General features: G+C 64.8%; 22 protein-coding genes. 14 read left to right on the top strand and 8 right to left on the bottom strand.

Annotated elements, in window-relative coordinates; all coding sequences use genetic code 11:
• Positions 1 to 155 precede the first annotated feature (155 nt).
• Positions 156 to 1,076: an RluA family pseudouridine synthase gene (locus tag Q1J95_RS05995; RefSeq protein WP_300266441.1), complete on the top strand. Its 921-nt coding sequence runs from the start codon at positions 156 to 158 to the stop codon at positions 1,074 to 1,076.
• Positions 1,077 to 1,097: 21 nt separating this feature from the next.
• On the opposite strand, the gene Q1J95_RS05990 is transcribed toward Q1J95_RS05995, so the two are convergent.
• Positions 1,098 to 1,697 carry a TetR/AcrR family transcriptional regulator gene (locus Q1J95_RS05990; protein ID WP_300266440.1) on the bottom strand — a complete coding sequence of 200 codons (600 nt, stop codon included), beginning with the start codon at positions 1,695 to 1,697 and terminating at the stop codon, positions 1,098 to 1,100.
• A 114-nt stretch (positions 1,698 to 1,811) separates the two neighbouring features.
• On the opposite strand from Q1J95_RS05990, the gene Q1J95_RS05985 reads away from it, so the two are divergent.
• From Q1J95_RS05985 to Q1J95_RS05950, 8 genes are all read left to right on the top strand, one after another.
• Positions 1,812 to 2,408, top strand: a complete 597-nt coding sequence (locus Q1J95_RS05985; protein WP_300266439.1) for a DUF6230 family protein — start codon at positions 1,812 to 1,814, stop codon at positions 2,406 to 2,408.
• Positions 2,399 to 2,845, top strand: a complete 447-nt coding sequence (locus tag Q1J95_RS05980) for a DUF6114 domain-containing protein (RefSeq protein WP_300266438.1) — start codon at positions 2,399 to 2,401, stop codon at positions 2,843 to 2,845. Before Q1J95_RS05985 ends, Q1J95_RS05980 begins: the two co-directional genes overlap by 10 nt.
• Positions 2,842 to 3,558 (top strand): hypothetical protein, encoded by a 717-nt coding sequence (locus Q1J95_RS05975; protein WP_300266436.1) that lies wholly within the window; start codon positions 2,842 to 2,844, stop codon positions 3,556 to 3,558. Before Q1J95_RS05980 ends, Q1J95_RS05975 begins: the two co-directional genes overlap by 4 nt.
• Positions 3,559 to 3,600: 42 nt before the next feature.
• Positions 3,601 to 7,119 (top strand): DNA polymerase III subunit alpha, encoded by a 3,519-nt coding sequence (gene dnaE, locus Q1J95_RS05970; protein WP_300266434.1) that lies wholly within the window; start codon positions 3,601 to 3,603, stop codon positions 7,117 to 7,119.
• Between the two features lie 64 nt (positions 7,120 to 7,183).
• Positions 7,184 to 8,218 (top strand): hypothetical protein, encoded by a 1,035-nt coding sequence (locus Q1J95_RS05965; RefSeq protein ID WP_300266433.1) that lies wholly within the window; start codon positions 7,184 to 7,186, stop codon positions 8,216 to 8,218.
• A gap of 1 nt (position 8,219) precedes the next feature.
• The gene (hisD, locus tag Q1J95_RS05960; protein WP_300266432.1) at positions 8,220 to 9,533 is read left to right on the top strand and encodes a histidinol dehydrogenase; all 1,314 of its coding nucleotides are present in this window, start codon (positions 8,220 to 8,222) and stop codon (positions 9,531 to 9,533) included.
• A gap of 19 nt (positions 9,534 to 9,552) precedes the next feature.
• The gene (nrdR, locus tag Q1J95_RS05955) at positions 9,553 to 10,029 is read left to right on the top strand and encodes a transcriptional regulator NrdR (RefSeq protein WP_300266431.1); all 477 of its coding nucleotides are present in this window, start codon (positions 9,553 to 9,555) and stop codon (positions 10,027 to 10,029) included.
• Positions 10,030 to 10,039: 10 nt separating this feature from the next.
• Positions 10,040 to 11,059 (top strand): quinone-dependent dihydroorotate dehydrogenase, encoded by a 1,020-nt coding sequence (locus Q1J95_RS05950; RefSeq protein ID WP_300266430.1) that lies wholly within the window; start codon positions 10,040 to 10,042, stop codon positions 11,057 to 11,059.
• 19 nt (positions 11,060 to 11,078) lie between these two features.
• On the opposite strand, the gene Q1J95_RS05945 is transcribed toward Q1J95_RS05950, so the two are convergent.
• Positions 11,079 to 11,642, bottom strand: coding sequence for a DUF3043 domain-containing protein (locus tag Q1J95_RS05945; RefSeq protein WP_300266429.1), 564 nt, complete (start codon positions 11,640 to 11,642; stop codon positions 11,079 to 11,081).
• Between the two features lie 46 nt (positions 11,643 to 11,688).
• Here Q1J95_RS05945 and Q1J95_RS05940 point away from each other — a divergent pair, with 46 nt between their 5' ends.
• The 5 genes from Q1J95_RS05940 to Q1J95_RS05920 all read left to right on the top strand — a co-directional run bounded on the left by Q1J95_RS05940 (position 11,689) and on the right by Q1J95_RS05920 (position 16,736).
• Positions 11,689 to 13,098: a dipeptidase gene (locus Q1J95_RS05940; protein ID WP_300266428.1), complete on the top strand. Its 1,410-nt coding sequence runs from the start codon at positions 11,689 to 11,691 to the stop codon at positions 13,096 to 13,098.
• 78 nt (positions 13,099 to 13,176) lie between these two features.
• A complete protein-coding gene (gene erpA, locus Q1J95_RS05935) occupies positions 13,177 to 13,539 on the top strand; it encodes an iron-sulfur cluster insertion protein ErpA (protein WP_300266427.1) in 363 nt (120 codons plus the stop codon).
• A 96-nt stretch (positions 13,540 to 13,635) separates the two neighbouring features.
• Positions 13,636 to 14,547, top strand: coding sequence for a cytochrome c oxidase subunit II (coxB, locus tag Q1J95_RS05930; RefSeq protein WP_300266425.1), 912 nt, complete (start codon positions 13,636 to 13,638; stop codon positions 14,545 to 14,547).
• 5 nt (positions 14,548 to 14,552) lie between these two features.
• Positions 14,553 to 16,298 (top strand): cytochrome c oxidase subunit I, encoded by a 1,746-nt coding sequence (gene ctaD, locus Q1J95_RS05925; protein ID WP_300266424.1) that lies wholly within the window; start codon positions 14,553 to 14,555, stop codon positions 16,296 to 16,298.
• Positions 16,299 to 16,301: 3 nt separating this feature from the next.
• On the top strand, positions 16,302 to 16,736 hold the full coding sequence (locus Q1J95_RS05920) for a cytochrome c oxidase subunit 4 (RefSeq protein ID WP_300266423.1): 435 nt from the start codon (positions 16,302 to 16,304) through the stop codon (positions 16,734 to 16,736).
• 125 nt (positions 16,737 to 16,861) lie between these two features.
• Here the strand turns inward: Q1J95_RS05920 and Q1J95_RS05915 are convergent, their stop codons facing one another.
• The 6 genes from Q1J95_RS05915 to Q1J95_RS05890 all read right to left on the bottom strand — a co-directional run.
• A complete protein-coding gene (locus tag Q1J95_RS05915) occupies positions 16,862 to 17,044 on the bottom strand; it encodes a hypothetical protein (RefSeq protein WP_300266422.1) in 183 nt (60 codons plus the stop codon).
• A 50-nt stretch (positions 17,045 to 17,094) separates the two neighbouring features.
• Entirely contained in the window at positions 17,095 to 17,514 is a 420-nt protein-coding gene (locus Q1J95_RS05910) for a rhodanese-like domain-containing protein (protein WP_300266421.1), read from the bottom strand.
• A gap of 106 nt (positions 17,515 to 17,620) precedes the next feature.
• Positions 17,621 to 19,441, bottom strand: coding sequence for a cytochrome bc complex cytochrome b subunit (locus tag Q1J95_RS05905; RefSeq protein ID WP_300266420.1), 1,821 nt, complete (start codon positions 19,439 to 19,441; stop codon positions 17,621 to 17,623).
• On the bottom strand, positions 19,438 to 20,517 hold the full coding sequence (locus tag Q1J95_RS05900; RefSeq protein ID WP_300266419.1) for a ubiquinol-cytochrome c reductase iron-sulfur subunit: 1,080 nt from the start codon (positions 20,515 to 20,517) through the stop codon (positions 19,438 to 19,440). Before Q1J95_RS05900 ends, Q1J95_RS05905 begins: the two co-directional genes overlap by 4 nt.
• Before the next feature lie 36 nt (positions 20,518 to 20,553).
• The gene (locus Q1J95_RS05895; RefSeq protein WP_300266418.1) at positions 20,554 to 21,357 is read right to left on the bottom strand and encodes a cytochrome c; all 804 of its coding nucleotides are present in this window, start codon (positions 21,355 to 21,357) and stop codon (positions 20,554 to 20,556) included.
• 20 nt (positions 21,358 to 21,377) lie between these two features.
• Positions 21,378 to 21,885 (bottom strand): heme-copper oxidase subunit III (locus Q1J95_RS05890; protein ID WP_300266417.1); only part of this gene is annotated, 508 nt, incomplete at its 5' end.

Raw genomic sequence — 21,885 nt, 5'->3', positions numbered from 1 at the left:
GTCGTGCTCGGTCTGCGCTTCGACGGGACCCGCGAGCGAGATCACGTCGAGGACGAGAAGGCGGATGCCGAGGCTGATGCGGACGCCGACGTCGAGGCCGTCGATACCGATTCGGCGCGAGCCGAGTCAGGGCGTGCCGACGCGGAGCGCGACTGATGGAATCGCGTTCGCTGCCTGTCCCGGACGGGCTCGACGGCGTCCGCGTCGACGCGGGGCTGGCGAAGATGCTCGGCTTCTCGCGTACCTTCGCGGCCGAGGTCGCCGAAGCCGGGGGCGTCAGCGTCGATGGCGCGACCCTCGGGAAGTCTGACCGGCTTTCTGCTGGCGGCTGGCTGAGCGTGCAGTGGCAGCCGAAGCGGGAACCGACGATCGTGCCGGTCGTGGTGGACGACCTCGGCATCATCTACGACGACGATGACATCGTGGTGGTCGACAAGCCCACGGGCGTCGCCGCTCACCCCTCGCAAGGGTGGGAGGGGCCGACCGTGCTCGGTGCTCTGGCGGGCGCCGGTTTCCGTATCGCTACCAGTGGCGCCGCGGAGCGCGCGGGAATCGTGCATCGTCTCGATGTCGGAACGAGCGGCCTGATGGTCGTCGCGAAGACCGAGTCGGCGTACACGCTGCTCAAGCGCGCATTCAAAGAGCGCACGGTCGAGAAGATCTACCACGCCGTCGTACAGGGCCACCCCGATCCGCTCGTCGGCACGATCGAGGCACCGATCGGCCGGCACCCGAATCACTCGTGGAAGTTCGCCGTCATCGCCGATGGCAAGGACTCGGTCACGCACTACGAGACCATCGAGGTGTTTCCCGGAGCGTCGCTGCTGGAGATCCACCTCGAAACCGGCCGTACCCATCAGATCCGCGTGCACATGGCCGCCCATCGGCATCCGTGCGTCGGCGATCCGCTCTACGGCGGAGATCCGACGCTGTCAGCCCGACTAGGGCTCACGCGACAGTGGTTGCATGCGCACAAGCTGGCGTTCACGCATCCGGCGTCAGGGGAGTGGGTCGAATTCGAGAGTCCCTACCCGGCCGACCTCGCACACGCGCTCGAGGCGCTGCGCGACGACTGACCCCGGAGTCAGAGCTTTCGATCAGAGCGTGCTGTCGCGCGCCGCTTCGACGGCACCGTCGAGCGTGCGGCTGAGCAGCTCGACGATGGCCGAGTCGTCGGCGCGGTCATCCGTTGCCGTCGTCACGAGCACTTCCTCAGCGAACGCCACCCAGGCGCGCAGGCTGATCGTCAACGCCCGCGTCACCGGTACGCCCAGCTCGCCGAAGGCGTCCCGCAGGTGCGCGGCGTTGAGTTCGCGTGATTCATCGACGACGGCGCGCACAGTGGGGTCGCCGCTGGCGATCCCGCGCACGAGAGAGGAGAACGTGCCGCGGTGCTCGCGGACGAACCCGGCGAAGCGCAGCAGCGTGTCGTCGATGCGTTCGCGCGGCGGCAGATCGTGGTCGGGGGCTGTGGCGCTGACCATGGCGTCCCGTGCCATCGTCACGACGGCACGGTGCATCCCCTGGGTCGATTCGAAGTAGTGGAACGCCAGGGCACGCGAAACACCTGCCCGGCGGGCGAGCTCGTCCATCGTGAGCCCGTCGAGGGTGTGGTCGGCGAGGAAGTTCACGCCGGTCGCGAGCAGCTGCATGCGGCGCTCTTCGGGCGTCAGGCGATTGCGGCGCGGGGCGGACATGCCGTCAGCCTATCGGCGAATGAGACGATGCCGATCCGGTATTGACTCTGAGTCAATGAGGATTATGCTCGTTCAGGTGCCGTCGATGACGACGGCCCGAGATCAGGAGGATCGATGAAGTTTCCGTCTCTCACCCGTTCGCATGCCGGCCGTGTCACCCTCGCGGCTGTTCCCGTGGGAATCGTCGCGGCTGTTCTTCTCGGCGGCGTCGCGCAAGGATCTGTGCCGGTGTCCTTCGCCGTGTCGGGCACGCAGTTCCAGATCGGCGCCAGCCAGCTCGAAGGAACCGGCTTCTCGCAGTACGCCGGTGTCGCAACCGACTCCGAAGGTGTCGACCACACGGTCGCGATCGCCAACATCGAAAGCGCAACGCTCACCGACCTGTGTCAGTCGGTCGTCAGCGAGACGCCGCTGGGCACAGTCGGCGTGCTCATCAAGGCCGGCGGCGGAGACACCCCGGCGACGGCGAGCGATCTTCAGATCGGCATGACGGGTCTGAAGGGCGATGCCTCCTTCAGCAACATCCGCATCGGCGTCGATGCCTCAACGGTGAAGACCGAACCCCAGGGCACCGCGGGCGACTTCGCGCAGGACTCCGACACGATCTCCATCGCTGGCCTGCAGCAGACGGCGTGGAGCACCCAGGCCGCGGTCTTCACGCTGAACGGCATGAGCCTGGAGCTGACGGACGGATCGCAGGGATGCTTCTGACAGAGACGGCCGGCGCGATGAGATCTGACCGGCGCGGTGGAAAGAGCGACCGCTTCACGGCCTGGCGCCGCGAGCGTCCGTTCGTGGGTGGCATCCTCGTCGCCATCGGCGGCATCGAGATGTTCTTCTCGGGGCAGCTCGACCTCGGAAACCTGCAGATTCAGCTCGGCATCGAGGGACTGCAGGCCACGATCATCCCGATCGTGCTGTTGCTGCTCGGCATCCTGTCGATCACCATGCCAGCGCACCACGTCTTCTACGGCGTCATCGCCCTCGCGGTGGCGCTCTACGCGCTCGTCGGGGTGAACCTCGGCGGTTTCCTCATCGGGACGATCCTCGCCTGCGTCGGCGGTGTGCTGGTGGTGGCGTGGATGACCCCCGAGGCGCGCGCACACGCGCGGGCGGAGCGTCCGACATCCGAGGAGGGCGATCAGTGAGGCGGGCTTCTCGTCGTGCCGCAGCGGCCGTCGCAGCGCTCGTGGTGACGGCGCCGCTGCTCGTGAACGCGGCGCCTTCACCGCGCCACACGGGCTTGTGCGATTCCTTCCTGTCGTTTCTGTGTCCCGACGATGCGAAAGACGATCCGTTGCCGGAGGAGACGACGGCGCCGACAGAAGACACCGCGGATGCTTCGACGCCGGATGCGCCGGATGACGAAGCCGACACGGACGAAGACACCAGCCCCGATGACGGCGGCGAGGAGGAGCCGGTTCCGGCGCCAGTCGATGACGGCGCGCCAATCTTCACCGGCACCCCGGCGGCGATGGGAGCGGGTGGGCTGTCGTTCACGGGACTGCGGGGCATTTCGATCGTCAGCGTCCCCACGGTCGACGGCGACACGGTGCGTGTGCTGAAGATCAGCGCTGAGAGCATCACGATCACCGACTTCAGCCTGACCGTGCGCCCGCCCGACGAGCCGGGCCTGGTCACGGATGCCGACACGATGTCGCTGCGGGGAAACGTCTCGGTGTACCTCGGATCGGCCAGCGCCAGCGCCCTCGGCGGTGAACCGCTCACCCTGGGGCTCGACACGCCGCCGTCGCTGGCAGAGATCGAGCCCGGACTCATCGACGTCTCCTTCGGGCTGATCGGTTCGATCGCCGACGAGATCGTCTACACCAACACCGATCAGCGCATCGTGGAGGAATAGGCACAGGCGCCGACGTCGGCACCCCGACGTAGACTCGAAGACGTGGCATCTGATTCTTTCGTTCACCTGCACGTGCACAGCGAATACTCGATGTTGGACGGCGCCGCCAAGATCGCATCGATGACCCGAGCGGCCGCCGATTACGGCATGCCGGCCATCGCGGTGACCGATCACGGCAACACCTTCGCCGCATTCGAGTTCTACAACGCGGCGAAGGCCGCCGGGGTGAAGCCCATCATCGGCCTCGAGGCGTATGTCACCCCCGGAACGCACCGCAGCGATCGCTCACGCGTGGCCTGGGGGTCGCCAGATCAGAAGCGCGATGACGTCTCAGGCTCGGGCGCCTACACCCACATGACGATGTGGAGCCAGAGCACCGAGGGAATGCACAACCTATTCCGGCTCAGCTCGCTGTCGAGCCTCGAGGGGCAGTACTTCAAACCGCGGATGGATCGCGAGCTGCTCCAGACGTACGGGAAGGGGCTCATCGCGACCACCGGGTGCCCTTCGGGGGAGATCCAGACCCGGCTGCGTCTCGGGCAGTACGACGCTGCGCGCGCGGCTGCGGCCGAGTTCCAAGATCTCTTCGGCAAAGAGAACTACTTCGCCGAGATCATGGACCACGGGCTCGACATCGAGCGTCGCGTCATCACCGATCTGCTGAAGATCGCGAAAGACCTGAACATCCCGCTGGTCGCGACGAACGACTCCCATTACACGCACCAGCACGAGGCCGACGCGCACGCCGCGCTGCTGTGCGTGCAGTCGGGTGCGACGATGGACGACCCGAACCGCTTCAAGTTCGACGGTGACGGCTACTACGTCAAGACGGCGCAAGAGATGCGTCAGCTCTTCCGCGATCACCCCGAGGCGTGCGACAACACGCTGCTGATCGCCGAGCGCTGCGAGGTCGAGTTCAACACCTCGGCGAACTACATGCCGCGCTTCCCCGTGCCCGACGGCGAGACAGAAGACAGCTGGCTGGTGAAAGAGGTCGAGGCGGGCCTGCACTACCGCTATCCGCACGGCATCCCCGACACGGTGCGTCAGCGCGCCGAATATGAGACCGGCATCATCCTGCAGATGGGTTTCCCGGGGTACTTCCTGGTGGTCGCCGACTTCATCAACTGGGCGAAGAACAACGGCATCCGTGTCGGTCCCGGTCGTGGCTCGGGCGCCGGGTCCATGGTCGCCTACGCGATGAAGATCACCGACCTCGATCCGATTGAGCACGGTCTGATCTTCGAGCGCTTCCTCAATCCCGATCGCGTTTCGATGCCCGACTTCGATGTCGACTTCGACGATCGCCGTCGCGGCGAGGTGATCGACTACGTCACCGAGAAGTACGGCGATGAGCGTGTGGCACAGATCGTGACCTACGGCACGATCAAATCGAAGCAGGCGCTGAAAGACGCCGGACGCGTGCTGGGCTTCCCGTTCAGCATGGGCGAGCGCCTGACCAAGGCGATGCCGCCGCCGGTGATGGGAAAAGACATGCCCCTGGATGGCATGTTCGACTCCGCGCATGCTCGTTACAAAGAGGCGAGCGAGTTCCGCGCACTGATCGAGACCGATCCCGAGGCGAAGACGGTCTTCGATCGGGCCATCGGCCTCGAGGGGCTGAAGCGCCAGTGGGGCGTGCACGCGGCGGGTGTGATCATGTCGAGCGAACCGCTGCTCGACATCATCCCGATCATGCGCCGAGAGCAGGACGGCCAGATCGTCACGCAGTTCGACTACCCCTCGTGTGAGAGCCTCGGCCTCATCAAGATGGACTTCCTGGGGCTGCGCAACCTCACCATCATCTCGGATGCCTTGGACAACATCCGCACGAACCGGGGTGAAGAGGTCGATCTCGAACACCTCGAGCTTGACGACCGCCCGTCCTACGACCTGCTCACGCGCGGCGACTCGCTGGGTGTGTTCCAACTCGACGGCGGGCCGATGCGCTCGCTCATGCGCCTGATGAAGCCCGACAACTTCGGCGACATCTCCGCTCTGATCGCGCTGTATCGGCCGGGGCCCATGGGCGCGAACTCGCATACCAACTACGCGCTGCGCAAAAATGGCATGCAGCCGATCACACCGATCCATCCCGAGCTGGAAGAACCGCTCAAAGAGATCCTCGACGAGTCGTACGGTCTGATCATCTACCAGGAGCAGGTGATGGCCATCGCACAGAAGGTCGCCGGCTTCAGCCTGGGCCAAGCAGATATCCTCCGCCGAGCGATGGGCAAGAAGAAGAAGTCCGAGCTCGACAAACAGTACGAGGGCTTCCAGGCAGGTATGCACGCCAACGGCTACGGCGACGGGGCGGTCAAGGCCCTGTGGGACATCCTGCTGCCCTTCTCGGACTACGCCTTCAACAAGGCGCACTCGGCCGCGTACGGGCTCGTCTCGTATTGGACCGCCTATCTGAAGGCGCACTATCCGGCCGAGTACATGGCCGCGCTGCTCACGAGCGTCAGCGACTCCAAAGACAAGATGGCGATCTACCTGAACGAGTGTCGACGGATGGGCATCAAGGTCCTGCCGCCGGACGTGCGCGAGTCGATCAACTACTTCGCCGCTGTCGGCGAAGACATCCGTTTCGGCCTCGGAGCTGTGCGCAACGTCGGCAGCAACGTCGTCGACGGGATCATCGCGTCGCGGGAGAAAGAGAACTTCGACTCCTTCCACGACTTCCTGAAGAAGGTGCCGCTGCATGTCTCCAATAAGCGCACCGTCGAGTCTCTGATCAAAGCGGGGGCGTTCGATGAGATGGGCAGCACCCGTCGCGCGCTCATGGAGATCCACGAGGACGCGACGGAAGCCGCTGTCGACCAGAAGCGAAACGAAGCGCAGGGCGCGATCGGTTTCGACTTCGACAGCCTGTACGACGCGGTCGAAGAGGCGGTTCCGGCCAAGGTTCCCGAACGGCCGGAATGGATCAAGAAAGACAAACTGGCGTTCGAGCGCGAGATGCTCGGGCTCTACGTGTCTGATCACCCGTTGGCAGGGCTCGAAGTGCCTCTCGCGAAGCACTCATCCATCTCGATCCACAACCTGCTCGCCTCAGAAGACCTGCAAGACGGTGACCAGGTCACCGTCGCCGGCCTCGTGACGAGCGTGCAGCATCGAGTCGCCAAGGCAAGCGGAAACCCGTACGGCATGATCACTGTCGAAGACTTCAACGGTGAGGTCACCGTGATGTTCATGGGGAAGACGTATACCGAGTTCCAGCACACGCTGCAGCAAGACGCCATTCTCGCCGTTCGCGGCCGCGTCTCGCGCCGGGACGACGGGCTGAATCTGCATGCGCAGTCGGCGTTCGCCCCCGACATCGGATCCTTCGACACCGCCGGGCCGCTGTCCCTCGTGTTGGCCGAGCAGCGCGCCACCGAATCCGTCATGAACGATCTGGCCGAGGTGCTGCGTCGGCACAGCGGTGAGACCGAGGTCATGCTGAAGGTTCATCGGGGGCAGGCGGCGAAGGTCTTCGAGGTTCCGATGCCGGTGCGTGTGTCGGCAGATCTCTTCGGTGACCTGAAGTCGCTGCTGGGGCCCACCTGCCTCGGGTAGTATCAGGACGCATTGCACGCGCAGCAAGCGATTGTGCGCACCATGTCGAAAGGATTCGCGCTTTATGAGCACCGATACACCCTCTGAGCCGTTCACAGAAGAGGACGGTGTGCTCTACGACGAGGATGTTGTGCCACAGCACGGAGTCTGGGGCTTCACTCTGCGCGAGCTTCTCATTGTGGGCGTATGGCTGGTCATCTTCGTGACCTCGTTCTTCCCGGTCGGCTGGTCGCCCGTGTTGTGGGTCAGCGGAATCTCGTGGATTCTGCCGCTGGGCCTTCCGACGGTCGCCGTCTTCTTGATCGTGTTGCGCCGCTTCTCTCCGGAGGGCATCCGCCGGGTCGGCTCACTGGGTATCGACCAGTTCGCCTCCGTGGCCTTCTCCGTCGCGGTGCTGTGGTGGGCTCAAGGCATCTGGCAATACGTCGCGGCGGCGCTCGCTGGTGCCAGCGTGCCCGTGTGGGTTCCGTGGGTGCAGTTGGGCGGTCTTCTGGCGCTTGTCGTTCTCACGGTGTTCGCTCCGCTCATCCCCGGAATCAAGGACGACTTCCGTGGACGCCTGGTGACACTCGCGCACCGAAACGCCAACCCGGTGCGCCCGGTGATCGCTCGCCCGCGCGCGGAGCGTCCGGCGACTCCTGCCGCGCCCGTGGACGACACCGCCGGCGACGCAGACGATCAGGCCGGTGAGATGGCACAGCTCGGACTCGGGGAGAGCGTGCCGACCACCGCGCACGTCTCGGCGGGCGAACTCGGCACCGTGACCGGCGTCGACGACAGCGATTACGTTCCGGCATACGCACGTACCCCGAACGCGGAGATCGACGACGCCGGCATCGACGTCGGCGACGAAGCCGCGGGAGAGGATGTCGATCAGACTGCCCCGCGGCCCGTCGCCGTGCCGGCTCAGACGCAGCCATTCTGGGCTCTCGCGCCGACCGAGCGTGACGTTCACGACGAGCGCGGCGAGCCCATCTTCAGCATCGGCCCGACGGCATGGGCATTGGTCATCGAAGACCGCGGCGGAGCATATGTCGTGCGTCATGATGACGGCCGCATCGGCTATCTGCATGACATCACAGACGTGACGAAGGGCTGACGTGCGCACGATCGACCTGCGAGGGCGGCGCCTCTCGCCCGCCGCCATGCTGGCCGCTGTGCCGCGCGCCGCACAGGCGAGAGCCGCCGCGCTCGAGGCGGCTACGCGCATCGTCGACGACGTGCGTCTCGACGGCGAGAGCGCGCTTCGCGATCAGGCCGAGCGCTTCGATCGGGTCACAGGTCACGCCCTTCGTGTGCCGGCAGATCACCTGGCCGAGGCGTTGGCCGCGGTCGACCCGCAGGTCCGCCACGCTCTTGAGGAAGCGATCGAGCGCGTTCGTCTGGGGTCGGCTGCGCAGGTGCCGGCGCCTCAGACGACCGACATCGGACCGGGCGCGCGTATCTCGCAGCGCTGGCAGCCGATCGTGCGTGCTGGTGTGTACATTCCCGGTGGCAAGGCGGCACTGGCCTCCAGCGTGGTCATGAACGTGGTCCCCGCGCAGGTCGCGGGTGTGGCGTCCATCGCTCTTGCCTCCCCGCCGCAGGCTGATCAGGGCGGGCGCGTGCACCCGACGATTCTGGCGGCCGCCGCGCTCCTCGGCATCGATGAGGTGTACGCCATGGGCGGTGCCGGCGCGATCGGGGCTTTCGCCTATGGCATCGAGAGCCTCGAGCTCGACCCCGTCGACGTCGTCTCGGGGCCGGGGAACAACTTCGTCGCCTCGGCAAAGCGTGCCGTCGCCGGCGTCGTGGGCACCGACTCTGAGGCGGGAGCGACCGAGATCCTCATCGTGGCGGATGCCGCAGCCGATGCCACCCTCATCGCCGCCGACTTGATCAGTCAGGCTGAACACGATGAGCAGGCATCTGCTGTTCTCGTCACCGATTCCGCGCCGCTCGCAGAGCGGGCGGCTGCCGAGGTCGCGCGGCTGGCCGCTGAAGCAATTCACGCCGAGCGCGTCGCCGCGGCGTTGGCCGGGCCGCAGTCAGCGATCGTGCTGGTCGACGACGCCGCGATGGCTGAAGCCTTCAGTAACGCCTATGCGCCCGAGCATCTCGAACTTCACCTCGCGGAGGCCGCAGCCGCGGCATCCCGCTATACGAGCGCCGGTGCGATCTTCATCGGCGACCAGACGCCGGTCAGCCTCGGTGACTACATGGCCGGCAGCAATCACGTGCTGCCGACCGGGGGACAGGCTCGCTACGCCTCCGGGCTCGGCGCCTATACGTTCCTGCGTCCGCAACAGATCATCGAGTACGATCACGACGCTCTTGCGCGAGCACGAGCGGGAGTCGTCGCGCTCGCTCAGGCGGAGGAGCTGCCGGCCCACGGCGACGCCGTCGAGGCGCGGTTCCCGGGCATCGAGGGCTGAACGACTACGCTGAGACACCATGCACTGCCCCTTCTGCCGCCATCCTGACTCTCGCGTGATTGATTCGCGCACCAGCGATGACGGGCTCTCTATCCGTCGTCGCCGTCAGTGTCCGGAATGCGGCGGGCGCTTCAGTACGACCGAGACGGCATCGCTCAACGTGATCAAACGGTCGGGCGTCATGGAGCCGTTCAGTCGTGACAAGGTGATATCGGGCGTGCGGAAAGCCTGTCAGGGGCGTCCGGTGACCGAGGCCGACCTGGCCGTGCTCGCCCAGCGCGTCGAAGAAGCTGTGCGTCAGACAGGCGTGTCGCAGCTCGACACGAACGAGATCGGTCTGGCCATTCTGGGGCCGCTGCGCGACCTTGACGAGGTGGCGTACCTGCGCTTCGCGAGCGTCTATCAGGCGTTCGACTCCCTCGACGATTTCGAGAGCGCCATCACCGACCTGCGGGCAGATCACGTCGAGGCAAAGCAGGAGCCCGCCGACCGGTAATCTGGCAGGGATGTATCCGCTGCTCTTTCGCGCTGTTCTCTCGCGTTTCGATCCAGAGTTCGCCCACCACGCCGCTATGGCGGTGATTCGCGTACTCGGCGTGCGCCCGTTCTCGTGGATCACTCGGGCCGTGACGGCGCCGCAGCCCCATCAGCGCGTCAGTGCACTGGGGCTCGCGTTCGATTCGCCCTTCGGCGTCGCCGCGGGATTCGACAAGAACGCCGTGGGCGTGCGCGGTCTCGGCGCTCTGGGCTTCGGACACGTCGAGGTCGGAACGATCACCGCGATCCCGCAGGATGGCAATCCGCGCCCGCGCTTGTTCCGGCTGGTTCCCGATCGTGCCGTCATCAACCGCATGGGCTTCAACAATGCCGGGGCGGATGCCGCAGCTCGACGACTGGCGAAACTGCGACGGCGCCGACCTCAGACGATCATCGGTGTGAATATCGGCAAGAGCCGCGTGGTCGAGGTCGAGAACGCGACGGCTGACTACGTATCGAGCGCCACGAAGCTCGCTCCGCTCGCGGACTATCTGGCTGTGAACGTCTCGTCGCCGAACACGCCGGGGCTGCGCGGCCTGCAGGCGGTAGAGACCCTGGCACCGCTGCTTCGCGCTGTGCAGGAAGCGGCCGGGAAGACGCCGCTTCTGGTTAAGATCGCCCCCGATCTGCCGGACGACGAGATCGTGGCGATCGCCCGGCTCGCCGTTGCCGAAGGGCTCGACGGGATCATCGCGCACAACACGACCATCGAGCGGTCAGGGCTCACCAGCGACCCGACCGTCATCGAAGCCGCCGGTGCAGGCGGCCTGTCCGGTGCGCCCCTGCGTGAGCGATCGATGGAGGTGCTGCGTCTCGTGCGCACAGCCGTGCCGCGCGAGTTCTGCGTGATCTCCGTCGGGGGAGTGGAGACGGCATCCGATGTTCAGGAACGACTGGATGCCGGGGCCACGCTGGTGCAGGGCTACACAGCGTTCCTCTACCGTGGCCCGTTCTGGGCGCGGCAGATCAATCGCGGCCTGCGCCGCTGAGGTCACGCGGGGCTGAGCGTCACTCGGGATACTGGCCGCGCTTGACCTGCGGCTTGGGCAGGCGCATGAAGCGCATCTGGAGGGCGCGCATCGCGGCATACCAGCCGAGCCCACGCTCCAGCCGCTCCGTGCCGAACTTCGCGGCGGCCTTCTTCTTGACGCGTCGAGCCAGCAGCACCATGTCGATGACGGCGACCACGATGTACGCCCACAGGCCGATGAACGCAAAGAACGAGAACGTGGGGTCTGGCACCAGGGACACGAGAATCACGACGACCATGAGTCCCATGATCCATTCGGAGATGTGCCAGCCCGCGTCGACGTAGTCGCGCACCCAACGACGCTGCGGACCCTTGTCGCGCGGCGGGAGATACCGGTCCTCACCGGCGGCCATGCCGGCTTGCGCACGTTCACGTCGTTCGCGCAGTTGCGCCTTCGCAGCCGCGCGCGCCTCTTTCGTGTCTGCGACCAGGGGGCGCCGTCGTGCGGCCTCCTGCTCAGCTCGGGTCGGCGTCGCGCGCCCCTTGCCGACGACTGGCGTCTCTGCGGAGTCGTCGTTCGTCGATGGGGTGGAAGTTGCCACGGGGCTCCTCGAATAGAAATCAGGGTTCACCCTTAAGATTACTCGCATGACTTCACTGCCGCCCAATGCAGACCCAGCTCTCGAATCCGCCGTCGCTGAAGCCGTGGCGATGGGCATCCCCTCGGCGCTGTCCGATCTCGGCGGGCTCGTGCGTATCCCGGGTATCGCCTGGCCATCGTTCGACCAGACGCAGCTTCAGCGCAGCGCCGCGCAGATCGCGACATTGGCCGAGGACACCGGGCTCTTCGACGAGGTCCGTGTGCTCACCGCAGCGATCCCTGGCACAGACGAGCACGGCCAGCCCGCGGTGCTCGCCACGCGCGCCGCTCGCGGCGGCAAGCCGACCATCCTGCTGTACGCGCACCACGATGTGCAGCCTCCGGGAGATTCCGAGCTGTGGGAGACGCCCCCGTTCGAGCCGACCGTTCGTGACGGTCGCCTCTATGGCCGCGGCGCCGCCGACGACAAGGCGGGCGTCATGGCACACATCTCCGCGCTGCGTGCGGTCGGTGAGGTACTCGGTGATGATCTTGAACTGGGCGTCGCTCTGTTCATCGAGGGGGAGGAAGAGTATGGTTCCCGCTCGTTCGCACAGTTCCTCAGCGACAACATCGATGCCCTTCGCGCCGATGCGATCGTCGTCGCCGACTCGGGCAACTGGGACTCCAAGACACCCGGCCTGACGGTCTCACTGCGAGGAAACGCGCGCTTCACGATGAAGGTGCGAACGCTCGATCACGCGTCGCACTCCGGCATGTTCGGCGGGGCAGTGCCCGACGCCATGATGGCGACGGTCCGGTTGCTCTCCACTCTGTGGGATGACGACGGCGCGGTCGCCGTCGAAGGGCTGACGCAGCGTGATGCCGCGACACCCGACTACTCCGAAGAAACGCTGCGCGCGGAGACCGGGCTGCTGCCGGGCGTCTCGCCGATCGGCCGCGACAGCATCCTGAGCAGGATCTGGAACAAACCGGCTATTACGGTCATCGGCATCGACGCGACGAGCGTGGATGCCGCGTCCAATACGCTCTCGCCCGAGGTCACGGTCGTCATCAGCGCCCGCGTCGCACCGGGGCAATCTGCTGACGACGCCTACCGAGCCCTGGAGCGGCACCTGCGCGCACACGCTCCGTTCGGGGCCGAGCTGTCGTTCTCGGATGCCGACCTGGGCGACGGATTCCTCGTCGACACCAGCGGGTGGGCGGTCTCTCTCACCCGCGAGGCCATGGCTGACGGCTATGGTGTGGACCCGGTCGATCTCGGCGTCGGCGGCTCCATTCCGTTCATCGCAGACCTCGTCCGTGAGTTCCCGGACGCGCAGATCCTCGTCACCGGCGTGGAAGATCCGCATTCGCGTGCACACAGCCCCAACGAATCGTTGCACCTGGACACGTTCCGTCACGCGGTTGCGACTGAGGCGCTGATGCTCACGCGGATGAACACCATCACCGCGTGAACGGCGCCCTTTCGAGCGTCCGAAGGTAGAATCAGATCAACCCGCCGCGTGCCAGCGCGGCCCGTCACGAGGAGCGACATGAGCGACACCATACTGACCACGGAGACCGCAGCCGCACACAATGTGAAGCTCACCGATGCGGCAGCGACCAAGGTGAAGAACCTTCTCGAGCAGGAGGGACGCGATGACCTGCGTCTGCGGGTGGCGGTGCAGCCGGGCGGATGCTCCGGGCTGATCTACCAGCTCTACTTTGACGAGCGCTACCTCGACGGCGACGAGACGGTCGACTTCGATGGCGTCGAGGTCATCGTGGACAACATGAGCGTTCCCTACCTCGATGGCGCATCGATCGATTTCAAGGACACGATCTCCGAGCAGGGATTCACGATCGACAACCCGAACGCCGGCGGAAGCTGCGCCTGCGGCGACAGCTTCCACTGAACGCCAGCCGTGCCTTCCCTGCGTGGTTGGCATGAATCAGGTGTGAGCTTGCTCTAGACTTGGGTAAGCCCTGTCCGTATTTTTGAAAGGTGCATCGTGCCCTCGAAACGCCGCCTTCGTTGGGTCGCCATTCCTCTGGGAATCGCGGCAGTCGTGGCCCTGGCGGGATGTAGTCCCACCGAACTTCACGGGTTTCTCCCGGGCTTCGTAGAAGACGGCCCCGCCGCGACGAACCAGACCGAGCGCGTCGGCAGCCTGTGGACGAACTCCTGGATCGTGCTTCTCATCGTCGGGCTCATCACCTGGGGGCTGATGGGCTGGGCAGCCGTCGCCTATCGCCGTCGCAAGGGGCAGACCGGCCTCCCCGTGCAGATGCGGTACAACATGCCGATCGAGATCTTCTACACGGTGATCCCGCTCGTGCTCGTGATGGCGATGTTCTTCTTCACTGCCCGCGACCAGGCCGCGATCGAGACGCAATGGGGCGACGACGCCGAAGTTGAGATCACAGCGATCGGCAAGCAGTGGGCCTTCGACTTCATGTACGACGGCGAAGAGGACGACCTCTCGGATGCCGTCTGGACGATGGGGATCCAAGCCCAGCCTGACGAGAACGGCAACGTCGATGTCGAAGAGCTGCCGACGCTCGTGCTTCCGGTCGACAAGAAGGTCCACATCAGCCTGCAGTCGCGCGATGTGATCCACTCCTTCTGGATCATCGACTTCCTGTACAAGAAAGACATGTACATCGGCAAGGACAACTCGTGGTCCTTCATCCCGACGCGTGTCGGCGAGTACGCGGGTAAGTGCGCCGAGCTCTGCGGCGAGTACCACTCGATGATGCTGTTCAACGTGAAGGTCGTCGAACAGGACGAGTACGACGCATACATCGAGTCGCTTCGCGACGAAGGCAACACCGGCGACATCAACGACGCCTATGACCGCCTCAGTAACTTCCCGGGCACAGGGGCGTCTACCGGGACCGACGCCGAGGACGAGGGAGAATAAGTCTCATGTCGACGAATTCCGCAGCAGGCGAAGCGTCTGGCGCGCGCCCGACAGCCATGCCGGCACGCCAGGCGGCTCTGATGACCGCTTCGCGTACCGAGCAAAAGGGCAACATCATCGTCAAGTGGATCACCTCCACTGACCACAAGACCATCGGGTACATGTATCTGATCGCGTCGGTGATGTTCTTCCTTCTCGGCGGTGTGATGGCGCTCGTCATCCGTGCTGAGCTGTTTGCGCCGGGAATGCAGATCGTTCCCACGAAAGAGCAGTACAACCAGCTGTTCACGATGCACGGCACGATCATGCTGCTCATGTTCGCCACGCCGCTGTTCGCCGGCTTCGCCAACGCGATCCTGCCGCTGCAGCTGGGTGCGCCTGACGTGGCGTTCCCACGCCTGAACGCCTTCGCCTTCTGGCTGTTCACCTTCGGGTCGATCATGGCGGTGGCCGGCTTCCTCACCCCGCAGGGTGCGGCCTCGTTCGGATGGTTCGCGTACCAGCCATTGGCGAACGCGACGTTCTCACCCGGAGCCGGCGGAAACCTCTGGATGCTCGGGTTGGGTATGTCCGGTTTCGGAACGATCCTCGGTGCGGTGAACTTCATCACGACCGTCATCACGATGCGAGCGCCCGGTCTGACGATGTGGCGCATGTCGGTGTTCTCCTGGAACACACTGATCACGAGCCTGCTGATCCTGATGGCGTTCCCGGTTCTGGCCGCGGCCATCTTCGCGGCGGCTGCCGACCGCGTGCTCGGAGCACATGTCTACGACCCGGCCAACGGCGGTGTGCTCCTGTGGCAACATCTGTTCTGGTTCTTCGGACACCCAGAGGTATACATCATCGCCTTGCCGTTCTTCGGCATCGTGTCAGAGATCTTCCCCGTGTTTAGCCGCAAGCCGATCTTCGGCTACAAGACGCTGATCTACGCGACGATCGCGATCGCTGCCCTGTCGGTGTCGGTGTGGGCTCACCACATGTATGTCACCGGTGGTGTATTGCTGCCGTTCTTCGCGTTGATGACCATGCTCATCGCCGTGCCGACGGGTGTGAAGATCTTCAACTGGATCGGAACACTCTGGCGAGGCTCTGTCACGTTCGAGACGCCTATGGTCTTCTCACTCGGCTTCCTCGTCTCGTTCGTCTTCGGTGGTCTGACCGGTGTGATCCTGGCCTCGCCGCCGCTCGACTTCCACATCAGTGACACGTACTTCGTCGTCGCGCACTTCCACTACGTGGTGTTCGGTACCGTCGTGTTCGCGATGTTCGCCGGCTTCTACTTCTGGTGGCCGAAGTGGACCGGCCGTATGCTGAACGAGCGTCTCGGCTACGTGCACTTCTGGATGCTGTTCATCGGCTTCCACATGACCTTCCTCATCCAGCACTGGCTGGGCGTCGACGGTATGGTGCGTCGCTACGCCGACTACTCGGCAGCGGACGGCTGGACCTGGGGCAACCAGGTGTCGACGATCGGTGCCATCATCCTCGGCGCCTCGATGCTGCCGTTCTTCCTGAACGTGTGGATCACGGCCCGCAAGGCACCGCGCGTCATGGTCAACGATCCGTGGGGTTACGGTGGATCGCTCGAGTGGGCGACCAGCTGCCCGCCGCCACGCCACAACTTCACCTCGATCCCGCGTATTCGCAGTGAGCGACCGGCATTCGATTTGAACCACCCGGAGGCTGCCGAGCATCCCGTCGGGACGCCGGAACCGGTACTCGTCGGTGCGAGCGGAGAGGCGAAGTAGGAAATGCGTTCCAATGTTGTTCTGTGGTGGGTCCTCACCGTCTTCTTCCTCATCGTCGCTGCCGCGTACACCGTGTGGCACATCGCAGAGTATCCCGAGCTTGTCGGGGCGGCGAAGGTCGAGTGGGTCGGTACGATCGCTCTGTTGTTCGCCGCATGCATGTCGGCGATGATCGCGGTCTATCTCGCGCGTGTCCACAAGTCGCAGGGCGGGGAGCTACCCGAAGACATCCTGACCTCCGACATCGACGACGGCGACCCGGAGCTCGGCGAGTTCAGCCCGTGGTCCTGGTGGCCGATTGTGCTTGCCGGTGCCGCCGCGGTGTTCCTGCTCGGCCTTGCGGTCGGTCACTTCCTGTTGCCGATCGGCCTCGCCATCTTCGTGGTGGCGATCGTCGGCTGGGTGTACGAGTACTACCGCGGGTACTTCGCTCGCTGACGTTCGCACCAACGCGCATCGCCAGTACACCGACTCGCGCTTACTGGGTGTAGCTGGTGCTGCCAGCGATGACGAGGGAGCAGAGCCCGGATACCTACGCTGGGCTGAGGCGGCACGCCGATCTGCTACGAGAGCCATGGCGAGGGTCGTCCACTGGTCTTCATCCACGCCGTCAACGCCGGAACAGGCATGTGGTCGCTGCTCGACCCGCAGAACGTGTCGAGCAGTTCGTCGTCGCTGACTTCCTCAACGACCAGTAGCGTGCCGAAGCCGGTCAACCAGCCGACTGGGTGGGCATCGGTTGACACGAAGAGCATCCGGGATTTGCGCTGACTGATACGCGCGGCTGTGCTTCGATTCAGGCGCGGGTGCGAATGCGGGGAACTCCGGTGAGGGGGTCGATGGGGCGGCGGTGCACGCCGTCGTGGTTTTCGACGGGGTAACCCTCGCGTACCCAGTACTCGAAGCCGCCGATCATCTCGCGCACGTGGTAGCCGAGTTTGGCGAACTCCAGCGCACCCTTGGCGCCGGCATTGCAACCGGGGCTCCAGCAATACACCACGACGTTCGCGTCGATATCGAGCTCCTGGGGTGCACGCGTGGCGATCTCGCTGTAGTGCATGTGCACGGCGCCAGGAACGCGCCCCTGCGCCCATGCCTCGTCGGAGCGCACATCGATGACGACGATGTCCTCCCCGGCCTTCTGGGCGGTGTAGACATCGCTGCCATCGGTTTCGTAGGCGAGCTTTGCGGCGAAGAAGTCAGCACGATCGATCATGTGACCAGCATATTCCTGCCGGACGCGGGCACCCCGTGCATGACGTCAGCGCAAGAAACAAGGGCCGCGCCCATCGGGCGCGACCCTTGTTTGTGGGGGAGCGAGGCTACTCGCTGTCCTTCGACTTCTTCTTGTTGGGCTTCGTGGCGGGCTCCGTCGCGATCACGGAACTCGGAGTGTTCGCTGTCTCGTCGACGTGAGTCTCAGAGTTGGGCGTCAGAGGGGCGTCGGCGGCTCCAGCACGCTCGTGAGCGCCCTGGATCTCCTCAGCCTCAGCCTCGGCCGTGTGAGCCGTCACGTGCTGCTGGTGAGCGTCTGCCGCGTCGACCTCCGCCTGCGTGAGCGGAGCGAACCGGTCTTCGAAGAACCAACGTGAGATGGACGAACGCAGGTTCTCCGTCCATGGGATACGGCCCTTTGCGTTCGGACGCACCACGAGAGGCTCGTAGACGTCGACATCGATGAGCTTCCAACGGTCGTACTTGTCGACCGGCTGGTGCACCTCGATGAACTCCCCACCGGGGAGGCGGACGATGCGGCCCGACTCGTAGCCGTGCAGGACGATCTCGCGATCCTTGCGCTGCAGAGCGAGGCAGATGCGCTTGGTCACGAAGTAGCCGATGATCGGACCGAGGAACAGCAGCGCCTGAAGCGAGTAGATCACACCCTCCATCGTCAGCATGAAGTGCGTGGCGATCAGGTCAGAGGATGCCGCAGCCCACATGACCGCGTAGAAGACGACACCGGCCACACCGATCGCGGTACGCGTCGCGGCGTTGCGCGGGCGCTGTGCGATGTGGTGCTCGCGCTTGTCGCCGGTGATCCATGCCTCGAGGAACGGGTAGATCGCGACGGCCACGATGAACAATCCGAGCACGAGGACGGGGATCAGAATTCCGAGCGACAGCGTTCTGTCGAGGAACACGATGTCGAGGTTCGGGGGAGCCAGACGCAGAGCACCATCGGCGAAGCCGATGTACCAGTCCGGCTGCGTTCCTGCAGAAATCGGTGACGGGTCGTAGGGACCGTACTCCCAGAAGGGAAGGATCTGGAAGAACGTGGCGATCAGTACGATCGTGCCGAAGACCAGGAACAGGTAGCCACCCATCTTCGTCATGTAGACGGGCATCATCGGGTAGCCCACGACGTTGTCGTTCGTGCGGCCAGGGCCGGCGAACTGCGTGTGCTTGTTGATGATCATGAGCATGAGATGCACTGCGAGCAATGCGATGAGGATCAGCGGCAGCAGCAGGATGTGCAGCGTGTACAGGCGTCCGACGATGTCGGTGCCGGGGAACTCGCCGCCGAAGATCAGGAACGACGTCCAGGTGCCGATCAGCGGGATGCCCTTGATCATGCCGTCGATGATTCGCAGACCGTTACCGGAGAGCAGGTCATCGGGGAGGGAGTAGCCCGTGAAGCCTTCAGCCAGCGCCAGGATGAACAGCACGAAGCCGATCACCCAGTTGAGCTCACGCGGCTTGCGGAACGCGCCAGTGAAGAAAACGCGCAGCATGTGGATACCGATACCCGCGATGAACACGAGCGCGGCCCAGTGGTGAATCTGGCGAACCAGGAGACCACCGCGCACGTCGAAGGAGATCCGCAGTGCTGATTCGAAGGCCGCCGTCATCTCGAGGCCGCGCATCGGTGCGTAGGCACCGGTGTAGTGCGTCTCGACCATTGACGCCTGGAAGAAGAACGTCAGGAACGAACCGGAGATGAAGACGACAACGAAGGCCCACAGTGCGATCTCGCCGAGCATGAACGACCAGTGGTCGGGGAAGATCTTCCGGCCGAGCTCCTTGACGAAGCCCGAGATACTCGTGCGCTCATCGATGTAGTTCGCTGCTCCACCGACGAAGCGCCCGCCCAGCGGTGGCTTGGTGTCTTTGGTGTCCTCTTTGGACAGCGTTGCGGTGCTCAATGGCGCTCCCAGAAGCTCGGGCCGACAGGCTCGTTGAAGTCGTCGCGTGCGACGAGGTAGCCCTCATCGTCAACGGTGATCGGCAACTGCGGCAGTGGACGGGCAGCCGGTCCGAAGATGACCTTGGCATGGTCGGTGACGTCGAACTGCGACTGGTGGCACGGGCACAGCAGGTGGTGTGTCTGCTGCTCGTACAGTGCCACGGGGCATCCGACGTGCGTGCAGACCTTCGAGTAGGCGACGATGCCGTCGTACGACCAGTCCTTGCGCTCTTCTGATTCGATGAGCTGCTCGGGGCGCAGGCGCATCATCAGGACGATGGCCTTGGCCTTCTCTTCGAGGTAGCCATCGTGGTGAGACAGGGTGGTGAGGTTCTCGGGGATGACATGGAACGCCGAGCCCAGCGTGACATCCGCTGCGCGGATCGGCGTGCCGTCGGGGTCACGCACCAGGCGCTGGCCCTTCTCCCACATCGTCTGCTTGAGCAGGGCGACAGGGTCACCGGCGATCGGGTTCCCGCCTGCGTTGTTGTGCGGCGCGAGGCCGCGGAACAACGCGACGCCGGGGATGATCGAGGCGATGACGGCCGCGAACAGCGAGTTGCGGATCATCGTGCGACGACCGAACCCGGATTCTTCGTTGGCGGCCTCGAACGCCTGTACCGCAGCTTCGCGGGTGGAGTCCTTGCCCCGCGTGGGGTGGCGCAGCTCGATGTGCTCCTTGTCGGACATGAGCGCCTTCGACCAGTGGATGGCGCCGATTCCGAGGCACAGCAGCGCGAAGGCGATTCCGAGGCCGATGAAGAGGTTGTTGTACCGGATCGCCAGCAGCGACTCATCTTCGATCGGGAACAGCATGTACGCTGCGACCGCCCAGATGCTGCCGGCGAGCGACAGGTAGAACAGTGTGTAGACAGTGCGGGCTGCGCGCTTCTCAGCCTGTGGATCCTTATCGGTCATCCGCTCGCGGTGCGGCGGAAGACCGGGATTCTGCACGGGATCGCTGACTGCGACACCCAGCCCCGGAGAGGGCTGGTAGGCCCTTTCGAGAGCCTGCGAGTCGTCGTCGTGTGCCATGGTGCTCCTCGTACGTTCCTCTTCAGTGAAAATGCGTCAGTTGGACTTCGCCGTGATCCACACGGAGATGGCGACGAGCGCGCCGATTCCGAAGATCCAGATGAACAAGCCCTCGGACACCGGACCCAGCGAGCCGAGTGTGAAGCCGCCGACCGAAACCGCCTCCTGCTGGAACAGCAGGGCGGAGATGATGTCGCGCTTGTCTTCTTCGGACAGGTTCATATCGCCGAAGACCGGCATGTTCTGAGGTCCGGTGACCATGGCTGCGTAGATGTGCAGTGCGCTGGTGTTCTTCAGGCCCGGGGCGTATTTGCCCTCGGTCAGTGCACCACCGGCTGCTGCCACGTTGTGGCACATGGCGCAGTTGACACGGAAGAGCTCGGCACCGTGGGCGACGTCGCCTTCACCGTCGAGGACCTCGTCAGCGGGGTAGGACGGGCCGGGGGCAACGGACTGCACGTAGGCCGCCATCGACTCAATCTGCGGCTGCGTGAACTGCGGCTCCTTCTGCGGAGCCTGGGGCCCCTGCATCTGCAGCGGCATCCGGCCGGTGGCCAGTTGGAACTCGACTGACAGCTCGCCGACGCCGTAGAGGCTCGGGCCGTTGTCGGTGCCCTGGAGATCCATGCCGTGACAGGTGGCGCAGTTCGCCTGGAACAGCTTCTCGCCGTCATCGACGGTGAGCTGGGTGCTCGCAGATGTCGTCGGCTCCGTGGCTGCCATCGCCGCTGTCGCCCCGGCATAGATTCCACCGGTGATGAGCAGGCCAGCTCCGATCAGCGCTGCAGCAGCCAGGGGGCTGCGGCGTCCGTTCGAGCGATGCTTCTTCTCTCGTGCCATTTCGCAGGTCAGCTCCGCTCTTATTTCAGGAAGTAGATGACGAAGAACAGCACGATCCAGACGACATCGACGAAGTGCCAGTAGTAGGACACGACGATCGCTGTGGTCGCTTCTTTGTGCTGGAAGTTCTTGACGGCGTACGCGCGGCCGATGACGAGCAGGAACGCGATGAGTCCGCCGGTGACGTGGAGTGCGTGGAAGCCCGTTGTGATGTAGAAGGCGGAAGCATAGGCATCCGCTTGGATCGGGAGGCCTTCAGCGACCAGCTGAGCGTACTCCCAGACCTGGCCCGAGACGAAGATCGCGCCGAGGGCGAAGGTGACCCAGAACCACTCGACCATTCCCCAGCCGAACAGGCGTCGACGCCCTGCGGCGTTGAGCTGGCCTCGCTTGATGCGATAGGGCTGCATGTCTTCGGCCGCGAACACACCCATCTGGCAGGTCACGGAGGAGAAGACGAGGATCGCGGTGTTGATCGCGGCGAAGGTAACGTTCAGCAGTTCCGTGCGGTCGCCCCATAGCTCGGGG

The sequence above is a fragment of the Microbacterium sp. genome (assembly GCF_029263575.1).
In the GTDB taxonomy this organism is placed as follows: domain Bacteria; phylum Actinomycetota; class Actinomycetes; order Actinomycetales; family Microbacteriaceae; genus Microbacterium.
The sequence above is the reverse complement of the archived record's forward strand: the minus strand, read 5'-3'. Positions and strand labels throughout refer to the sequence as shown.

Coding starts and splice junctions, on each gene's coding strand:
- Q1J95_RS05995 (WP_300266441.1), top strand. CDS start 156: ATGGAATCGCGTTCGCTGCCTGTCCCGGACGGGCTCGACGGCGTCCGC.
- Q1J95_RS05950 (WP_300266430.1), top strand. CDS start 10,040: ATGTATCCGCTGCTCTTTCGCGCTGTTCTCTCGCGTTTCGATCCAGAG.
- Q1J95_RS05895 (WP_300266418.1), bottom strand. CDS start 21,357: ATGGCACGAGAGAAGAAGCATCGCTCGAACGGACGCCGCAGCCCCCTG.
- Q1J95_RS05910 (WP_300266421.1), bottom strand. CDS start 17,514: ATGATCGATCGTGCTGACTTCTTCGCCGCAAAGCTCGCCTACGAAACC.
- Q1J95_RS05980 (WP_300266438.1), top strand. CDS start 2,399: ATGCTTCTGACAGAGACGGCCGGCGCGATGAGATCTGACCGGCGCGGT.
- nrdR (WP_300266431.1), top strand. CDS start 9,553: ATGCACTGCCCCTTCTGCCGCCATCCTGACTCTCGCGTGATTGATTCG.
- Q1J95_RS05940 (WP_300266428.1), top strand. CDS start 11,689: ATGACTTCACTGCCGCCCAATGCAGACCCAGCTCTCGAATCCGCCGTC.
- ctaD (WP_300266424.1), top strand. CDS start 14,553: ATGTCGACGAATTCCGCAGCAGGCGAAGCGTCTGGCGCGCGCCCGACA.
- Q1J95_RS05900 (WP_300266419.1), bottom strand. CDS start 20,517: ATGGCACACGACGACGACTCGCAGGCTCTCGAAAGGGCCTACCAGCCC.
- Q1J95_RS05965 (WP_300266433.1), top strand. CDS start 7,184: ATGAGCACCGATACACCCTCTGAGCCGTTCACAGAAGAGGACGGTGTG.
- Q1J95_RS05985 (WP_300266439.1), top strand. CDS start 1,812: ATGAAGTTTCCGTCTCTCACCCGTTCGCATGCCGGCCGTGTCACCCTC.
- Q1J95_RS05920 (WP_300266423.1), top strand. CDS start 16,302: ATGCGTTCCAATGTTGTTCTGTGGTGGGTCCTCACCGTCTTCTTCCTC.
- Q1J95_RS05990 (WP_300266440.1), bottom strand. CDS start 1,697: ATGTCCGCCCCGCGCCGCAATCGCCTGACGCCCGAAGAGCGCCGCATG.
- erpA (WP_300266427.1), top strand. CDS start 13,177: ATGAGCGACACCATACTGACCACGGAGACCGCAGCCGCACACAATGTG.